We start from the raw sequence: 16,247 nt of genomic DNA, 5'->3' as shown, positions 1-16,247 counted from the left end.
GCGCTCTACTCCCAAATGGGATAGTCGTTAGGCTTTTACTTATCTTAATCTTTCAGAAAGTCTCTTATTACTTTATGTTGTTCAATAACTCTGCTATACAAAATAATAAGATACATTCTGAACTTTTATATTTTCATTCTAAGATAAGATTTAGCACGGTAGGTTACCTCAAACTTGAGGCTTTCCCCGTTTAACGGAGTTTTCGACTAGCATTTCTGCTAGAAGGTGCTACATATTTAACACAAGTTCGACATCTTCACAGTTCCAATATCCTTCAGTGGATGCTGGTTATTTGCATTTGATTTAAACATTAAGTATGGGTAACCAGACTCAAGCTGAATCATAGCAATTTTAATAAGCATATCACGCGCACTAATATCTAGTGGCTTCTTCTTCACTTTCGGATTGCTCATTAATTCATCGTACATTTCGTCGATATCTATATCATCTAAATGTTTTCCGTACTCTTTAAATACTGTATAAGGCGCGAAAACATGGAAAGGTTCGTTTTTCTCAGCAAGCTCAAAGAACTTACTTGGAATGATAATTCCGATTGATAGAGACTGAATACGGCTCTTCTCATCGGCATTTATTTTTTTTGTATCAAGGAATTCTATAATATCCCAATGGAAAATGTTTAAGTATACAGCGCCGGCACCTTTTCGTTGGCCAAGTTGATTCGCATATGAAAACGAATCTTCAAGCAATTTCATAACAGGCACTACACCACTTGCGGCGTTATCAATACCTTTAATTTGCTCACCACGTGCGCGTAGCTTAGATAAGTTTAAAGCTACTCCACCACCGATTTTCGATAATTGCATCGCAGTATTAATGTTAAAACCGATTGAATTTAAGCTATCGTCCATCTCTAACAAGAAACAAGACACCATTTCTCCTCTTCTGCTTCTTCCCGCATTTAAAAAGGTTGGTGTCGCTGGTTGGTAGTTTTGTTTTACAATCATGCTTGCGAATTGTTTTGCCTTCGCAACATCACCGCGTCCTAAGTATAATGACACAATTGCTACACGATCTTCATAGCTTTCTAAGTATTGTTTTTGATCATTCGTTTTTAACGCATAATCTTTATAGAACTTAGATGCTGCCATATAAGATTGGAACTCGAAGTTTTCACCATAAGCGATGTTATAAACTCCTTCTACTTCCTCCAAGCTATACTCGTCCAGAACGTTGTAATAGTAATCATGTTCTTTCATATACTCCATTCGCTCTGCCACGCTATTAAAATGAACGGTATTCTCTCTAGCTTCTTCCATAAAGACTTCTAATGCCTCTTTATCTTTATGAAGCTGATAAAAACCGTCCTGCATTTGCGTGATTTCATTATTCAGTTCAATGTGTCGCAATCTCCCGCACCCTTTCTTTAAAATATTCTACATCATTATTTGTTCCAGATAACTCAAATTTTGATACAATAGGCACTTCATATTTAGTAGAAATTTTGTCAGCACTTGCACCAAACATGTCTCCCCAATTACGATTGCCACTTGCAGATACGCCTTTTAATTTTTCATTATTGCGTTCTAAAAAGTCTAAAACACGTTCCGGTACATTTCCAAAACCTGTTGTATACGTAATAAGAATAAAGTCTTCATCTAATACTAGAGCTTCATCAATTTGAACGGCCGGCATATTTAATTTGTGGATGAAACGCTTCACGTTTCCTGTCATAGAATCATATGCAACTAACATTTCCGACCCTCCCTCTCCAATCTATATTCTCTGTATGTCGTTTCTTGATTTCTCTATATATTGTATTACGTTTCAAAATAAGACACAAGATATATGTATAAATTCTTTCTTTTTTTAACTTTTACTTTTCGACATGACCGTCGATTTTTTTCAATACAAAGACTATGAAACAACATTCTAAAACTCATGTCAATAAAGTGCTTTTCAAAAAAGTTGTCAACGAATTTAACCTTATTTTTAAAAAAGTTAACAATATTTTTTGTCATAAAACAGTAAATGCTGGAGTAATATATTTCTCCAGCATCACGCAAAAAAGAACAGACCTTAAACGATAATCTGTTCCAAAAAACGATTACATTTATCAACTTTACTTTATTAAATATTTATACATACTCTTTCGTTCCTCGTTACATACTAAAAGATAACTATTATAGAAAAAGATTATTATTATGGAACTTCAATTTATTTATGAAAAAAATTATTCAGGGTGCTCAATACGCAAAATATCTTTTACAAATATATGATGTGGATTCTCATCTTTATCAAGCATTGTGCATACAGGAGCTTCTTCATCAAAGTATACAATCATTCCTTCTACGTACTGATATGTATGTTGAACTTGTACAGTTACTTTAATTTCTATTGCTTGCTCATATGCTCTTTTTATTTTCTGAAGCATTTTTGCTGAACATTTTCGTTTCTCTGGATACATAACCATTCCCATAAACCTATTCCCAGCTCTATCTTTCCACATGTAATCCCAATGTGGCAAGATGCCTTGTTTAAAATCCCCCATAATTCTCCTCTCCTTTATCTTCTATTTATGAACGTGGTGTTTCTGAATATGTATAAATTACCTGTCCACCGCGCTGTGCGTTCCCGATAATATGTTTAAAATCTTCTCGATTTACAACAACTTCCCTGAACGTATAAAATACATCTTTCGTCGCAACATACTCCTTTATTTCACCATTTTTCAGCTGATCCAAAATTGCATTTGCTAATTGTTTATCCATGTATTTCACCTCTCTGCAATAGTTTATTTTATCGCATCTTCTATAGGTCGACAACGGTAAAATTATCCCGTTGCTATTATGTAATTCACTTTCATTATTTTTATAGCTATATCACTTTATTATATTCGCACTAAATATCATATACTAACATAGCTACTTCTCTATATCAAACTTTTTGACGCTCTGTATAACAAAGTTCCAAGCCACTGTTTGTTATTTTATTTTATGCTACAATATATACATAGAACTAGGAGGGATACTATGATTCGGAAAGCAAAAAAGACAGATGCGGTAGGAGTAGCACCTTTACTGTATGACGCTCTGCACGAAATTGCTGAAAAAATCACAGGTAGCACAATTGAAGCAAAAGTAATACTAGGACTTGAAACATGGTTCGCAAAAGAAAATAATCGATTGAGCTATGAAAACTGTTTAGTGGCTGAACAAGATGGAAAAGTAGTTGGAGTTATTGTCGTTTATCACGGTAGTGACGCTGAGCAACTTGATGCACCAATCGTACACCACTTAAGAGAACTACATGAAGATGAATCCATTACGTTAGAAAAAGAAGCTGAACTTGATGAGTATTATATTGACACGTTGTCAGTTTCAAATATGTACAGTGGACGTGGCATTGGCTCTAAATTAATCGATGCCGCTGAACTTCATGCAACTGAAAAAGGTCATGAAAAAATTGCCTTACTTGTTAATTTAGAAAACAAACGTGCTTTTTCACTATATGAAAAACTTGGTTATAAAAAAGATACAACCGTTATGCTCGTTGGCGAACCGTATGCCCATCTAATAAAACCATTACGGTCATTGGTTTCTATATCTTAAAAAGACAATTCTTTTTTTGCTTGTTATGTAGAGAAAGAGGCTGCCAAAGGGACAGCCTCTTTTAAGTTAATTTTGTATTTAATACATTTCCATCCATCGCCTCATGAAATGTATACGTTGTACATCCCCATGGCTTCCTATGGAAAATAGGCGAACCAGACCACCCCATTGCCCTCAGTTCAGTCCCAATCATCGGATTAAAATAACTATGACCTACAAGGGCAATACGTCCATGTACAAGCGCATAACGGTGCAACATATTAGCAGCTTGCCTTGCTCTTTCTCGTACTTCCTTATAAGACTCAACATCTTTACTATAACCAACTATCCATCGTGTACGTCCAATAAACATCCATACATTAGGTTTACATTTCAACCATTTTGGAGCATAAAAACTCGTTGGAACTTCAGCTTCCCTAAAAAGAGGATTTTGCACAAAAGATAAAGAATCCGTTAATTCGGCTGTTGATCGCGCAGCACGCCTCTGATCACTCGTTACGACCAAATTCGCTGATTCAATCATCTCAATTGTTTCAATTGGTATAGGAGTTTTTTTTACTGTAGTCCCTAAATCATATTGCTTCATCCATTCACGAAATGAAATAATTGTCATTGGCTCTATAGTACTGTCCAAACGACCATGACGAATAAAAGAAATTCGCATTCTTTCCACTCCCCATTCATCACTTACGAACTATATTACGTACTATTTCTTATTGCCATCATACCATGCATAAAAAGAAAGTTATATATCCCCACCACTATCATATGTTATCGATGTGTGCACACCATCCAGTCCATCAAAATATGTAGTTGTTTCATGATGACGCACTTTCTTCAACTGCATATAAGAAAATAAAAATAATAAAATCGCTATAAAGCTCCCCACAACTTCAAACATCATTTTACCGCCCCTAATTTCTCCCACTTTAGTAGGTTATTGTATCTTTCATTATACTCCTATATAAAGATGTATGCACTTTCATCATTCCTCTCCTAAACAATATTTTTTACATATTTCCTTACAAAAAGTGAATATTTTTCGAATTTTTACTTTGGAAACATTTACAAAGTAGTAAATATAGTTCAAAATAAGAGGAAATAAAAAAGCCCAAATTATTCTTTTTTTGGGAAAACTGGAACAAGGAGAGTTGCTTATGCAGATCGCAGAAACTGGAGATATCATTGAATTTAAAGGTGGAATGCAAGGCCGTGTTCAAAAGGTAAATCAAAACTCCGTTATTGTTGATATAACAATTATGGAGAATTTTAGAGAACTAGATATGGAACCTCTTACAGTTGTAAGCCATAAAAACTATACTGTCATTAATCAACATGCATAATATAATAGAAAGAAAGGATCTGTATATCATACAGATCCTTTCTTTCTATATTAACGATTATCGATCTTTTCTGGATATAAATCGTGATTCATCATACGGTAGTCTGCCATTTTCTCATACTTAGTTCCTGGGCGGCCGTAGTTACAGTAAGGATCGATTGAAATACCACCACGTGGTGTGAATTTCCCCCATACCTCAATATAGCGTGGATCCATTAATTTAATTAAATCATTCATAATAACGTTCATGCAATCTTCGTGGAAGTCACCATGATTTCGGAAGCTAAATAAATATAGCTTTAAAGATTTACTCTCTACCATTCTTTGTTCTGGAATGTAGCTAATATAAATTGTTGCAAAATCTGGTTGTCCTGTTTTCGGACATAAACTTGTAAATTCAGGACAATTGAATTTTACAAAGTAATCACGGTTTGGATGGTTATTATCAAATACCTCTAAAATTCCCGGGCTATATTCAAATAAATATTTTGTATTTTGATTTCCTAATAATGTTACATCTTTTAAATCTTCATCTAATCTTCCTGCCATTTTAAACATCCCTTCTCATTATACCCCTCGTTTATTTCCCCATACTAATGCATGAAGCTGAGGCAGTACTTTCGCATCATTCATTTCTTTACAATTCACAGCTTTTTCAATAAGCCATTCATATTTTTCTAATAAGTTTTTTATAAGCACCGCATCATCCACTGTTTTCGTATCATCATTTCCTACTTGTAAGAAGAATGGTACATTCGGATAACGCTCGTGCATCTTAACTGCATATTCAAAATCTTGATCATCGAATACTACTACTTTTAAACTAAAATCTTTCTCTGCTAGTTTATGAATAACAGAATCTAACATCTGAAAATCTGTTTGCATAGTTGAACTTGGTGGTTTTGGAGAAATCGTTACCTCATCAATTTGAAGCAACCAATCTTGCCATTTACTCCCTTGCGTTTCTACCGCTGTTCGCATTCCATTCTCCTTTAATATAGAAAGAAGAAATTGCATATTTTTCAGCAAAACAGGATTTCCACCCGAAATCGTAACATGAGAAAAATTTTCTCCACCAATTTCTACAAGCTCATTCCAAATGTCTTCCGGTGTCATTTGTTTAATTTGATCTTTGGCCGATCCATCCCATGTAAAAGCAGAATCACACCAAGCACAGCTATAATCACAGCCCGCTGTACGGATAAACATTGTCTTTTGTCCTACAACCATCCCTTCTCCTTGAATGGTCGGACCAAATATTTCTAAGACGGGGATTTTACTCATCGAGCATCCACTCCCGTCTTACTTCCGCATAACTAGTCGGCGTCTCAAAAAGACGAACAAATTCAACACGAGCTCCCTTGTATTCGTTCGCACGATTATCTTTCGTTAATGCTTCTGCCATCTTTTCATAAATCCAAACGACCATATTTTCAGCAGTCGTATTCATTTCTGGCAATGTTTCGTTTAAATAACGATGATCTAAATAAATTTCTATTTCATTTTTCCAAATCTCTTTTATATCGCCAAAGTCAATTGCAAGGCCTATTTCATTTACATATCCGCTAATTCCAAATACGACTTTATATGTGTGTCCATGTAAATTTTTACATTTCCCTTCATAGCAGTGTAAATGGTGCGCTGCATCAAATGTAAATTCCTTGCTGACCATTACTCTTTTATTATGATATTTGAGTTGTTCACGCTGAATATCCTTGTCCATTTTTTGCAAATTTTCTACGATGCGAAATCCAAAAAAGTTATCCATTAGTTGCTCGCTCCTTCGCGTTCTTGTAGATACGTATCTAATCCTGCTTTACGAAGTTGACATGCTGGACATTCACCGCAACCATCACCAATGATTCCGTTATAACATGTTAATGTTTTTTCTCTAACAAACTCAAATGCTCCAAGTTCATCAGATAATTTCCATGTCTCTGCTTTATCAATCCACATAAGTGGTGTATGAATAACAAACGGATAATCCATAGATAAATTTAATGTAACGTTTAATGATTTCACAAACACATCACGACAATCTGGATAACCACTGAAATCAGTTTCACATACACCCGTTACAATATGACGTGCTCCAACTTGTTTTGCTAATACAGCCGCAAATGATAAAAACAGTAAATTTCGTCCATCTACAAATGTTGATGGCAATTCACCTTCTTCATGTGTAATCTCCATATCCGTTCTCGTTAATGCATTTGGAGCAAGTTGATTTAATAAACTCATATCTAGTACCGTATGTTTAATTCCTAACTCTTTCGCGATTTCCACTGCACAATCAATTTCTAACTTATGACGTTGATTGTAATTAAACGTTACAGCTTCCACTTCTGCAAACTGTTGTATTGCCCAAAATAAACATGTTGTACTATCTTGTCCACCACTAAAAACAACAACCGCTTTTTCTTTTTTCATTTCACTCATTCTCCTTCTCTACTACGAATAAGAAGAAAGAACGTTCTTGAACTGTCACAATAAAAAAACAAAACAATACCTAATGATATTGTTGTTTCCATAGTTTTTTATAGAGGGAGTTCGCGAACCTCTCCCATGCAGTGCACGGAATTTCTTCTTTCATTGACAAAGATTATTGTAACATATTGTATACTACCAGAAAAAATTTCTGATTTTTTCCGCTATTTCATATTTCATTTCTTTCATTTTATAGTATGATTAATTTAATGTTAGAAGAGAGGAGACATCCCACTGAAACTCTTTATTATTTATCTCTTTTTAAATATATTATCCATCCTTGTTACAATGCTTTTATATCATTTATTTTGGAATCAAAAAGGGAAACGCTCTCCTAAATTAAATTCAGCTATGTTTATTGTATTATGTTGCCTCGCTACCATACTATGTATCACTTTCGCAGCAAAAACAAACTATGGATTTCAATTTGATATGCGTCATATCGTATTAATTGTCGGTACATTAACAGGAGGTCCTATTGCCGGTGCTTCCATCTTATCTGTATTAAACATATATCGCTTTTTATTAGGAGGGATAGGTGTTTTCCCATCCTTTATAGCTTCGGTTCTACTATTCATTGTTCTACTATTAACATACAAACTGTTTAACCGAAGTTCTAATCGTATAAAAATAGCACTCGCTATCTTTTACAGCCTCATATTCGGATTTGGCTGGATACCATTTTTCCTTTCAGAGGTTACAAATACGGCAGATTATATACCACATATTATCGTGTACGAACTATGTACGATGCTTGGTACAATCCTTATTTTATATTTGCTACACATATTACAAACGCAAGTTCGTCTCCAAAATGAACTTATGAATGCTGAAAAATTTCATTTAATCGGTGAAATGGCAGCTTCTATCTCTCATGAAATTCGCAACCCTTTAACTTCAACGAAAGGATTTTTGCAACTTTTACAGTCAGATACATGTTCTGAGAAGGAACGAAAATTATATATCGACATAGCCATTAATGGTATCGAACAAGCAAATCATGTTCTTACAGACTACTTAACTTTTGCAAAACCGAGTATTGAAAAAGAACAACAATTACAAGTAGAGGAAGAATTACTCCATGCGTTATCTTTAATTACACCTCTCGCCAATTTAACAAATGTTCGTATACATTACATAAAACAAAGTACATCCTTCTTTATAGCTGGTGAAAAGCAAAAGCTGAACCAATGCCTATTAAATATTTTAAAAAACTGTATTGAGGCTATGCCTAACGGTGGTGACCTTATTCTTACATTAGTTCCAGATCATAAACATATACAATTATATATAAAAGATACAGGTATTGGTATGGATCAAGAACAAGTAAAACGCCTCGGGTCACCTTTCTACTCGACGAAAGAAAAAGGGACCGGACTGGGGATGATGGTCGTCTTCAGTGTTATTCAAGCAATGAATGGAAAGGTTGACATTATGAGTGAAATAGGAACAGGTACAACATTTTTATTAACTTTCCCGATCATACAAAAAACGTGATGAAGTTCATCACGTTTTTTCTGTTCCTTCAACTAATTCTGCAAAAGCTTTCACCTTTCCATGCGGCTTTTGATTTTCTTTCCGAGCTTTCCAAGCGCGCTCTTCTTCTCTCTTTTTCTTTGACATACTTTTCAACTCCTTTTTCTCTTCCTCATGTAGTATTCCAAAATAAGAAATAAAACTATGCATGAGTAAAAAAGGAAAAGAAGCGGTTCGCCGCTTCTTTTCCTTTTTCCCGCTATTTGAGGGCAGCCCGATTGTTGCGGACTAATAATCAGTGATATGCCCCTTGATTAAAGTTTCACTTTACCGCTGTAAAATTGCATGTTTAGCTTCTTTTAGCTGTGTAAGATGTCTTTGTTCGTGTAAATCCAGAAATTGAACCCATTGATATAAATTCAAATCATTAAAAATAGGATGTTTTAATCCATTTTCAAATAATTCTTTTTCATCTATCACACTATGAAGTGCATGAAACAATTCTTGTCGTGAATGTTCTAGTAATTGAATTCCTTGCAGTTTTTTCATTAATGTTTCTGTTGGTTTCATTTGTTGAGGAGCTTCTCGTTTATGTGTGCGATCAAGCGTAAGTTGGAGGTCTTTAAATGGAGCAAGTTTTCTTTCTTTTTTTTGCAAAGCATATACAAGGGCAGATGTGACAGACTGTTCAACTAAATGCAAATGATGCAAAATTTGAATAATACTCCATTTATCACGGCGTGGCTTTACATTCACCTCCGTATCATTTAACATTTCAATTTCTGATAACAGCGTGCTTCGTGTAGACTGTAATGAGTGGACTAAAGTTTCTAAACTAACATCCATATTAGATTGAAGCATAGTGCTTTCCCCCTTTTTGTTGGTGAAAAGGGGTGCTCCCCATTAGAAACACCCCTGAAATAATTCTGAATTTTCTTTTATTATCTCATCATTTTTCCATTATGTCGATGTTAAACATGTGAAAAAAGTGCATGATTTTTTACAATTTTGTGTCGTCAACAGCACGTAACCACTCTTCAATTTCTGTAATTACACTTTTTACACACCCTTCAGCGAATGGTGATGTTAAATTTGCAACTTCTACTAATTCTAAGAATGATTTACTTCCACCTTGCTGACAAAGATTCACATAATCTTCCCAAGCCTCTTGTCTATTATCTCTTGCACGTTTCCAAAATTGCAGTGCACAAATTTGAGCTAACGTGTAGTCAATATAATAGAACGGTGAGCTATAAATATGGCCTTGACGTTGCCAGAAACCACCACGCTCTAAATAATCATTATCTTCATAATCACGATGTGGTAAATACTTCTTCTCTATGTTACGCCATGCTGACTTACGTTCTGCTGGCGATGCTTCTGGATTTTCATATACATAATGTTGATATTCATCTACAGATACACCGTACGGTAAAAATAGAAGTGCTGAACTTAAGTGTGAGAAGTAATATTTATCCGCATCTTCTTCAAAGAATAACTTCATCCATGGCCATGTAAAGAATTCCATACTCATTGAATGGATTTCACACGCTTCATATGTTGGCCAATTATATTCTGGAATTTCATACTTACGACTTTCATATACTTGGAAAGCATGACCAGCTTCATGTGTTAATACATCAATATCACCAGACGTTCCATTAAAGTTTGAGAAGATGAATGGCGCTTTATAATTCTCGATATATGTACAATATCCACCACCAGCTTTTCCTTTTTTCGCAACTAAATCTAATAAATCATTATCGAGCATGAAATTAAAAAATTCATCTGTTTCAGCTGATAATTCTTTATACATCGTTTTCCCGTGATTAATAATCCAATCGGCATCGCCTTTTGGAGTTGGATTACCTGTAGCAAACTCAAAGTTTTCATCATAATAAGCGAGCTTTTCTACACCAATGCGTGCTTTTTGTCTATTTCTTAACTCTGTTGCAACCGGAACGATATAATCTAATACTTGCTGACGATAGTTCGCTACCATTTCAGCATTATAATCTGTACGATACATTCTTGCATATCCTAATTCAACAAAGTTTTTAAAACCAAGTGTTTTTGCGATTTTCGTTCTCACTTTAACAAGCTCATCATAAATACGATCTAACTCTTCCTCATTCTCAGCTAAAAATCCGTAGTATGCTTCACTTGCTGCTTTACGTTCGCTTCTTTCTTTTCCTTGCATAAACGGAATAAGTTGCGATAATGTTCTCTCTTCTCCTGCAAAATCAATTTTTGCAGATGCTAATAACTGTGTATATTGTGACGACAATTTATTCTCTAATTGTAAATCTTTCACTACTTCATCTGAATATGTTTTTAAATCACATTCAGCTAGAGCAAATAATTGCTTTCCATAATACGCTTCTAATTCTTCACGGAATGGCGAATTAATTAACGCCTTATAATATTTTGTTCCATATCCTTGTACAACTGGTGAGTATTCATCAAAGAAATCTTGCTCTTCCTTATAAAAAGCATCTGTCGTATCAACAGAATGACGAATGTAACAAAGATTCCCCATTGTACCAAAATCATTACGAATTTCATTAATTGAATTAATTACTTGTTGCTGTTCTTCAAGCGTTTTTGCCTTATCGAACTTTTCTAAAGCAACAATAAACTTCTCTTTTAATTCTTCAATATTTGGCCGTTTATATTCATAGTCTTTAAATGACATGAACGAGCCCCCTCTCCATTATATGCATCATTACTATAATTCAATGCTTACTTACAAATCTCCTCTTATTCTTCAGCAAAATGCGGTAGATGATGTCATGAATATATGCACACAAAAAAGCCTTGGATTTCTTTATCCAAAGCTTCTTTGGAACATATCATCATTTTTCATACTTTCCAATTTTTTTTAATAAATCAAGTAATTCATCCTTCTCATCCTTCGTTAACATTTCAAAAGACTGATGTATAACTTGCTCATGACCTGGAAAAATAGAAGCAATAAAGCTCTCTCCAGACTCCGTTAATTGCGCATAAATAACACGCCTATCATTTGGGCATGGAATTCGTTTTACAAGCCCTTTTTTCTCTAGCTTATCTACAACGTATGTAATGCTGCCACTAGCTATTAAAATACGCTCACCGATTTGCTGAAGTGGTTGGCCTCCTTTATGATATAGTAATTCTAATACAGCAAACTCAGTTGGATTTAATCCATTACTTTGTATGGATTTATTTGTAGTATCCATAACAGAACGATGTACACGGGATAGTGCAATAAATACTTTTAAAGATTGAGAAATGTCTTCTCGCTCATTATTTGATGTCATACCATTTCAACCCTTCACTTAAATTCTCCGCAACAAAAAGAAAAGCAACATAGCGCTTCATTACAACTGCCGAATGAATATTCACTCATCCCTTTTCCTTTCCCTAATGTAATGCAAATGATTCTTGAATAAAAACATGACAATTTTAACATAGTTTATATATAATGATAATAAAAAAAGAAGGAGTACCAAATTTGAAAGTCAAATTACAAAGCATAGTTTTTTACATACTGCTTGTTATCCTGCCAACGATAGGGATTGGTGCCACATTTTTTTCGTATCACACTTATCAAATGAAACAGGCAAACAAACTATCTGCTCACACTGTTCTCTTCTTATATAGAGACTATTTAGACCATCACCTTGGTGAAGCTATATCTGCCTTAGAAATGCTCGCAAAAGTCGTAGGGACCGAAACTGGAAACATCAATGGGATTAAACAAATTGTACATGATACCGATGGAAATGATGAACGTTTTTCCGGTCTATATTATGCTACGACAGATGGGATGATTACAATCGCATCCCAAGGCGATTCGCCGCCTATTGACGTTTCTGACCGCCAATACATCCAAGATGCATTGCAATCTAAGAAAACAACTGTATCATCAGTTATTACAGATCGCGTTCTTGGACATCAAGCTATTATGATTGCCTCTCCAATATTTAATAGACAAAAGGAACTCTCAGGCTTACTGTTAGCAAGTCTACGCTTCGACTACATTTCATATTCTTTAAATGCTATTAAACCACAATATCATTTCGAAGTGACTGATAAACATGATGTAGTTTTTCTAACCGATGATAATAACGAAACAAGCGATGGGCATTCTAATATGCTTACTACCCCACTCCAAAGATTAAATTGGAAAGTCTCTGTTTCTCCGTTACCTATTCATCAAAAAACTTTATACCAGTGGGTTTCAATAGAGTGTATAGCTACTTTATTTTTACTGTCTATTTTATTTTTACTTGCTCAATATATGTTATTAAAACGTCAAACAAAACTAGAAAGACAACAAAATGAACTGCAAAAAATTGAATTGGTTGGAACTTTTGCAGCTAGTACAGCCCATGAAATCCGTAACCCTCTTACTGGAATTAAAGGACTCGTTGCTCTGTTAAAAGAAAAATATAAAGATGAACAGGATCAGTTTTATTTTTCAGTGATTGAACAAGAAATAGAACGTATTAATGAAATTGTAAGCGAATTTCTTATTCTTGGAAAGCCAACTGCTATCATTGAACAAACATATGATGTAAGAACGATTCTTAATGAGGTAGCATTAATTATTCAATCCGAGGCGAATCTACATAACATTGTATTTCATTTACATTTGCCAGACCACCCTGTTCATATACGTTGCTCAAAAGACCATATGAAACAAGTGGTTTTAAACATTACAAAAAATGCAATTGAAGCCATGGCTTCTGGTGATACATTAACCATTGTAGTAACAAACAACGAAAAACACGCACAATTGCAAATTATTGATACTGGAAAAGGGATTCCAAAACATATTCAAAAACACCTCTTTCATCCGTTCTTTACTAATAAAGATACTGGAACAGGTCTTGGGCTTGTTATATGTAAACGAATTGTAGAGATGTACAATGGGCATATATTTATTGATAGTAAAGAAAACAAAGGAACGACAGTTCATATAGAGATTCCATTACACATAGTATAATTATCCTTATCCTAAAAGGGTAATTATACTTATTTCATAAAACCAGCCACAAACATTCTCCAAAAATTGCTCGATTTCCCTTCATACCCAATTTGAAAAATAGGAACCTTTATAATTGAAAACCATTTCGGTGTTTGTTTTTCTTTGTAACGCTGATACTGTACGATAAGCTTGTCCAATTCTTGACTAACTTGAATTGTCTCCATACTATTTAACCCACTTGTTAATCCTAAATGAATCATTTCTTCACGTTTCATATGAATATCATGCGAAAGCTTTTCTAATGTGTACTTCCTTTTTACAGTAAACATCCATATCCCCCTTATTTTTCTTCCATACTCTCAACGCCTCTTCTACTTTAGCCCTTTAAACACTTAACCCTATTTGAATTTGAAGAATCAGAAAATTTAACATTTTCCCCCTGTAATTTACAAATCTTTACCCTCACTTTGAGAATTATTACAAATTATTCTATCTTTGTAAATACATTCGCAATAATAGACATTTTTTTCATCTTCTTTTTTGTAAATACTCAGTAAACAGTGGGTTCTCTATTTTCAATGTACTTTTCTTCGACATTTTTTGTTTAATTTATATAAAAACGCAAAACATAATGATGATTGATAAAGTGAAACTTTAATCAGTGGGGGTTTTGTTCATCCCCCACCGATTACTAGCCTTCACCAATCGGGCGTTTACGGGCAGTGGATCTCCCACCTAACTTCTTTGCTCCAGCCGAATTTTGAGGTGGGAGTCTTACTGCCCGCAAATAGCGGGATAAAATAGAAAGGAAATATTTATATGCGCAAATATACTATTACATTTCTCGTCTTCACCCTGTTCATACCCTTCTTCTTATTTCCTATTCAAGCAAACGCTCATACGAATAAGGTTGCTATTGTCATCGATGATTTCGGCAATAATATGAAAGGCACAGATAAGATGTTATCACTTCCTATTCCACTCACTGTTGCTGTTATGCCATTTCTTCCTTCTACTAAACAAGATGCAATAGCTGCCCATAAAAAAGGGCATGAAGTTATTATACATATGCCAATGGAACCAATTAGAGGAAAAAAAGAGTGGCTTGGACCAAAAGCGATTACAACAGATTTAAGCGATGAAGAAATAAACAACCGACTCGAACAAGCAATTCAAGAAATACCTCATGCAATAGGTATGAACAATCATATGGGATCAAAAGTAACCGCTGATGAAAGGATTGTACGTCTTATACTTTCTGCCTGTAAAAAACACGGTTTATTTTATTTAGATAGTAAAACAAACCCTAATAGTGTTGTCCCAAAAATCGGGAAAGAATTAGGCGTGCCTATTATTGAAAACCAATTATTTTTTGATGATGTATATACGGTAAATCACATTTCAAAACAAGCACAATTACTCATTAAAAAAATCCAAGACAAACCCATTATGGTAGCTATCGGACACGTTGGGGCTCCAGGTGAAATTACATCACGTGTTATAGAAACTTCTATTCCTAAAATTCGTGAGCATGCAGACTTTATTTTTTTATCTGATTTAGCATTGTCTCCACCTTCTGTTTCAAAATAAGATTCATTTCTCGCACTAAACAAGGTACCTATCTACACATAGCAGATAGGTACCTTGTTTAACTTAAATATAATCTACATGACTCACCCTAAATCCCTTTTTCTCTATCTTTTCAATTAATTGCTTTAATTTTTTTTCATTTAACTCATCCGATATATTTACGATAACACGGCGAATATATTGATCACCGTTATCAAGCGTAAACAGTCCACCGATATTATATGCTTTTAATAATGTCCCAAGCTCTTTAATTGTGCCCTTACAATCTTGTGTTGCAATTGTTAATATATAACCACCCGTCCGCATACCGAACGAATCCTCAATAACATCAAATACATTAGAATGTGTTAAAATGCCGACAAATTCATTATACTCATTTAAAACCGCTAAAAACGGGAGACGGCGAATAACGTAAAAAGCTCTAAAAAAAGAATCTTTTTCAAAAATAAACGAATTTGAATTTTCCAGTACATCTTCTGTACTTACATCCTCTAATCTGCTATTACACTTCTTTTCTAAAAGATCTACTTTATAAATAATCCCCGTGAATTCCTTCTCATTTTCTGCTAATACAGGGATTGCGCGGAATCCCGTTTCATTCATAATTTGTAACGCCTTTTCACCAGAATCATTCGTTTTGCAAAATGTCACCTGCTGTTTCGGCAGAAAATGATATTTAACTCGCAAAATATGTTCCTCCTTACATGTCAACATGTAATCTATATATAATAAGGAGACCTATATTTTATGAGTAAAATTATTTTTAAAACGCTTTCATTTCTTTATGGAATGGTAACCACTGTGAATA

General features: G+C 34.4%; 20 protein-coding genes, 1 pseudogene and 1 riboswitch. Of the genes and pseudogenes, 5 read left to right on the top strand and 16 right to left on the bottom strand.

The window, feature by feature from the left end:
- Positions 1-239: 239 nt before the first annotated feature.
- The 4 genes and pseudogenes from NSQ47_RS01655 to NSQ47_RS01640 all read right to left on the bottom strand — a co-directional run.
- Positions 240-1,367 (bottom strand): annotated as a pseudogene (locus tag NSQ47_RS01655) (ribonucleotide reductase N-terminal alpha domain-containing protein); the annotation flags it as partial.
- A complete protein-coding gene (nrdI, locus tag NSQ47_RS01650; RefSeq protein ID WP_000959445.1) occupies positions 1,354-1,713 on the bottom strand; it encodes a class Ib ribonucleoside-diphosphate reductase assembly flavoprotein NrdI in 360 nt (119 codons plus the stop codon). The gene nrdI and the pseudogene NSQ47_RS01655, both read right to left, overlap by 14 nt.
- Positions 1,714-2,191: 478 nt before the next feature.
- Positions 2,192-2,509, bottom strand: coding sequence for a hypothetical protein (locus tag NSQ47_RS01645; RefSeq protein WP_002158721.1), 318 nt, complete (start codon positions 2,507-2,509; stop codon positions 2,192-2,194).
- Between the two features lie 25 nt (positions 2,510-2,534).
- The gene (locus NSQ47_RS01640; RefSeq protein WP_002149609.1) at positions 2,535-2,729 is read right to left on the bottom strand and encodes a hypothetical protein; all 195 of its coding nucleotides are present in this window, start codon (positions 2,727-2,729) and stop codon (positions 2,535-2,537) included.
- A gap of 261 nt (positions 2,730-2,990) precedes the next feature.
- Here NSQ47_RS01640 and NSQ47_RS01635 point away from each other — a divergent pair, with 261 nt between their 5' ends.
- Positions 2,991-3,569 carry a GNAT family N-acetyltransferase gene (locus NSQ47_RS01635; RefSeq protein WP_002158723.1) on the top strand — a complete coding sequence of 193 codons (579 nt, stop codon included), beginning with the start codon at positions 2,991-2,993 and terminating at the stop codon, positions 3,567-3,569.
- A gap of 61 nt (positions 3,570-3,630) precedes the next feature.
- On the opposite strand, the gene NSQ47_RS01630 is transcribed toward NSQ47_RS01635, so the two are convergent.
- Together NSQ47_RS01630 and NSQ47_RS01625 are read right to left on the bottom strand one after the other, a co-directional pair.
- Positions 3,631-4,233 (bottom strand): hypothetical protein, encoded by a 603-nt coding sequence (locus NSQ47_RS01630; protein ID WP_002158724.1) that lies wholly within the window; start codon positions 4,231-4,233, stop codon positions 3,631-3,633.
- 81 nt (positions 4,234-4,314) lie between these two features.
- Entirely contained in the window at positions 4,315-4,473 is a 159-nt protein-coding gene (locus NSQ47_RS01625; RefSeq protein WP_033710437.1) for a hypothetical protein, read from the bottom strand.
- A 253-nt stretch (positions 4,474-4,726) separates the two neighbouring features.
- Between NSQ47_RS01625 and NSQ47_RS01620 the strand changes: the two genes are divergently transcribed.
- Complete coding sequence (locus NSQ47_RS01620; protein ID WP_002064385.1) at positions 4,727-4,912, top strand: YkvS family protein; 186 nt, start codon at positions 4,727-4,729, stop codon at positions 4,910-4,912.
- Positions 4,913-4,962: 50 nt separating this feature from the next.
- Here the strand turns inward: NSQ47_RS01620 and queF are convergent, their stop codons facing one another.
- The 4 genes from queF to queC are packed head-to-tail and all read right to left on the bottom strand — an operon-like array spanning position 4,963 to position 7,341.
- Complete coding sequence (queF, locus tag NSQ47_RS01615) at positions 4,963-5,460, bottom strand: preQ(1) synthase (protein WP_002158726.1); 498 nt, start codon at positions 5,458-5,460, stop codon at positions 4,963-4,965.
- Between the two features lie 18 nt (positions 5,461-5,478).
- Positions 5,479-6,195, bottom strand: a complete 717-nt coding sequence (gene queE / locus NSQ47_RS01610; protein ID WP_078179566.1) for a 7-carboxy-7-deazaguanine synthase QueE — start codon at positions 6,193-6,195, stop codon at positions 5,479-5,481.
- The gene (gene queD / locus NSQ47_RS01605; RefSeq protein WP_002011526.1) at positions 6,188-6,679 is read right to left on the bottom strand and encodes a 6-carboxytetrahydropterin synthase QueD; all 492 of its coding nucleotides are present in this window, start codon (positions 6,677-6,679) and stop codon (positions 6,188-6,190) included. Before queD ends, queE begins: the two co-directional genes overlap by 8 nt.
- Positions 6,679-7,341: a 7-cyano-7-deazaguanine synthase QueC gene (gene queC / locus NSQ47_RS01600; RefSeq protein ID WP_002158728.1), complete on the bottom strand. Its 663-nt coding sequence runs from the start codon at positions 7,339-7,341 to the stop codon at positions 6,679-6,681. The genes queD and queC overlap by 1 nt, the downstream gene beginning before the upstream one ends.
- A gap of 93 nt (positions 7,342-7,434) precedes the next feature.
- Positions 7,435-7,478: riboswitch (PreQ1 riboswitch) on the bottom strand.
- Between the two features lie 208 nt (positions 7,479-7,686).
- Here queC and NSQ47_RS01595 point away from each other — a divergent pair.
- Positions 7,687-8,895 (top strand): ATP-binding protein, encoded by a 1,209-nt coding sequence (locus NSQ47_RS01595; RefSeq protein WP_341035927.1) that lies wholly within the window; start codon positions 7,687-7,689, stop codon positions 8,893-8,895.
- Positions 8,896-8,904: 9 nt separating this feature from the next.
- Here the strand turns inward: NSQ47_RS01595 and NSQ47_RS01590 are convergent, their stop codons facing one another.
- The 4 genes from NSQ47_RS01590 to NSQ47_RS01575 all read right to left on the bottom strand — a co-directional run bounded on the left by NSQ47_RS01590 (position 8,905) and on the right by NSQ47_RS01575 (position 12,176).
- Positions 8,905-9,021 (bottom strand): DUF6254 family protein, encoded by a 117-nt coding sequence (locus NSQ47_RS01590; RefSeq protein WP_000038354.1) that lies wholly within the window; start codon positions 9,019-9,021, stop codon positions 8,905-8,907.
- Between the two features lie 180 nt (positions 9,022-9,201).
- Positions 9,202-9,735, bottom strand: coding sequence for a DinB family protein (locus NSQ47_RS01585; protein ID WP_002149622.1), 534 nt, complete (start codon positions 9,733-9,735; stop codon positions 9,202-9,204).
- Between the two features lie 139 nt (positions 9,736-9,874).
- Entirely contained in the window at positions 9,875-11,569 is a 1,695-nt protein-coding gene (locus NSQ47_RS01580; protein WP_002201243.1) for a M3 family oligoendopeptidase, read from the bottom strand.
- Between the two features lie 160 nt (positions 11,570-11,729).
- A complete protein-coding gene (locus tag NSQ47_RS01575) occupies positions 11,730-12,176 on the bottom strand; it encodes a MarR family winged helix-turn-helix transcriptional regulator (RefSeq protein ID WP_000203343.1) in 447 nt (148 codons plus the stop codon).
- 194 nt (positions 12,177-12,370) lie between these two features.
- Between NSQ47_RS01575 and NSQ47_RS01570 the strand changes: the two genes are divergently transcribed.
- Positions 12,371-13,867 (top strand): DUF3149 domain-containing protein, encoded by a 1,497-nt coding sequence (locus NSQ47_RS01570; RefSeq protein ID WP_341035926.1) that lies wholly within the window; start codon positions 12,371-12,373, stop codon positions 13,865-13,867.
- 29 nt (positions 13,868-13,896) lie between these two features.
- Here the strand turns inward: NSQ47_RS01570 and NSQ47_RS01565 are convergent, their stop codons facing one another.
- On the bottom strand, positions 13,897-14,178 hold the full coding sequence (locus NSQ47_RS01565) for an aspartyl-phosphate phosphatase Spo0E family protein (protein ID WP_002149628.1): 282 nt from the start codon (positions 14,176-14,178) through the stop codon (positions 13,897-13,899).
- A 490-nt stretch (positions 14,179-14,668) separates the two neighbouring features.
- Here NSQ47_RS01565 and NSQ47_RS01560 point away from each other — a divergent pair, with 490 nt between their 5' ends.
- Positions 14,669-15,439: a divergent polysaccharide deacetylase family protein gene (locus NSQ47_RS01560; protein ID WP_215581033.1), complete on the top strand. Its 771-nt coding sequence runs from the start codon at positions 14,669-14,671 to the stop codon at positions 15,437-15,439.
- 63 nt (positions 15,440-15,502) lie between these two features.
- Here NSQ47_RS01560 and cbpA read toward each other — a convergent pair whose 3' ends face one another.
- The gene (gene cbpA / locus NSQ47_RS01555) at positions 15,503-16,126 is read right to left on the bottom strand and encodes a cyclic di-AMP binding protein CbpA (protein ID WP_088078084.1); all 624 of its coding nucleotides are present in this window, start codon (positions 16,124-16,126) and stop codon (positions 15,503-15,505) included.
- Positions 16,127-16,247 lie beyond the last annotated feature (121 nt).

This window comes from Bacillus sp. FSL R10-2780 (assembly GCF_038006125.1).
Taxonomy (GTDB): domain Bacteria; phylum Bacillota; class Bacilli; order Bacillales; family Bacillaceae_G; genus Bacillus_A; species Bacillus_A cereus_U.
Note: the sequence above shows the minus strand (reverse complement) of the source record. Positions and strands in the feature narration are given on the sequence as shown.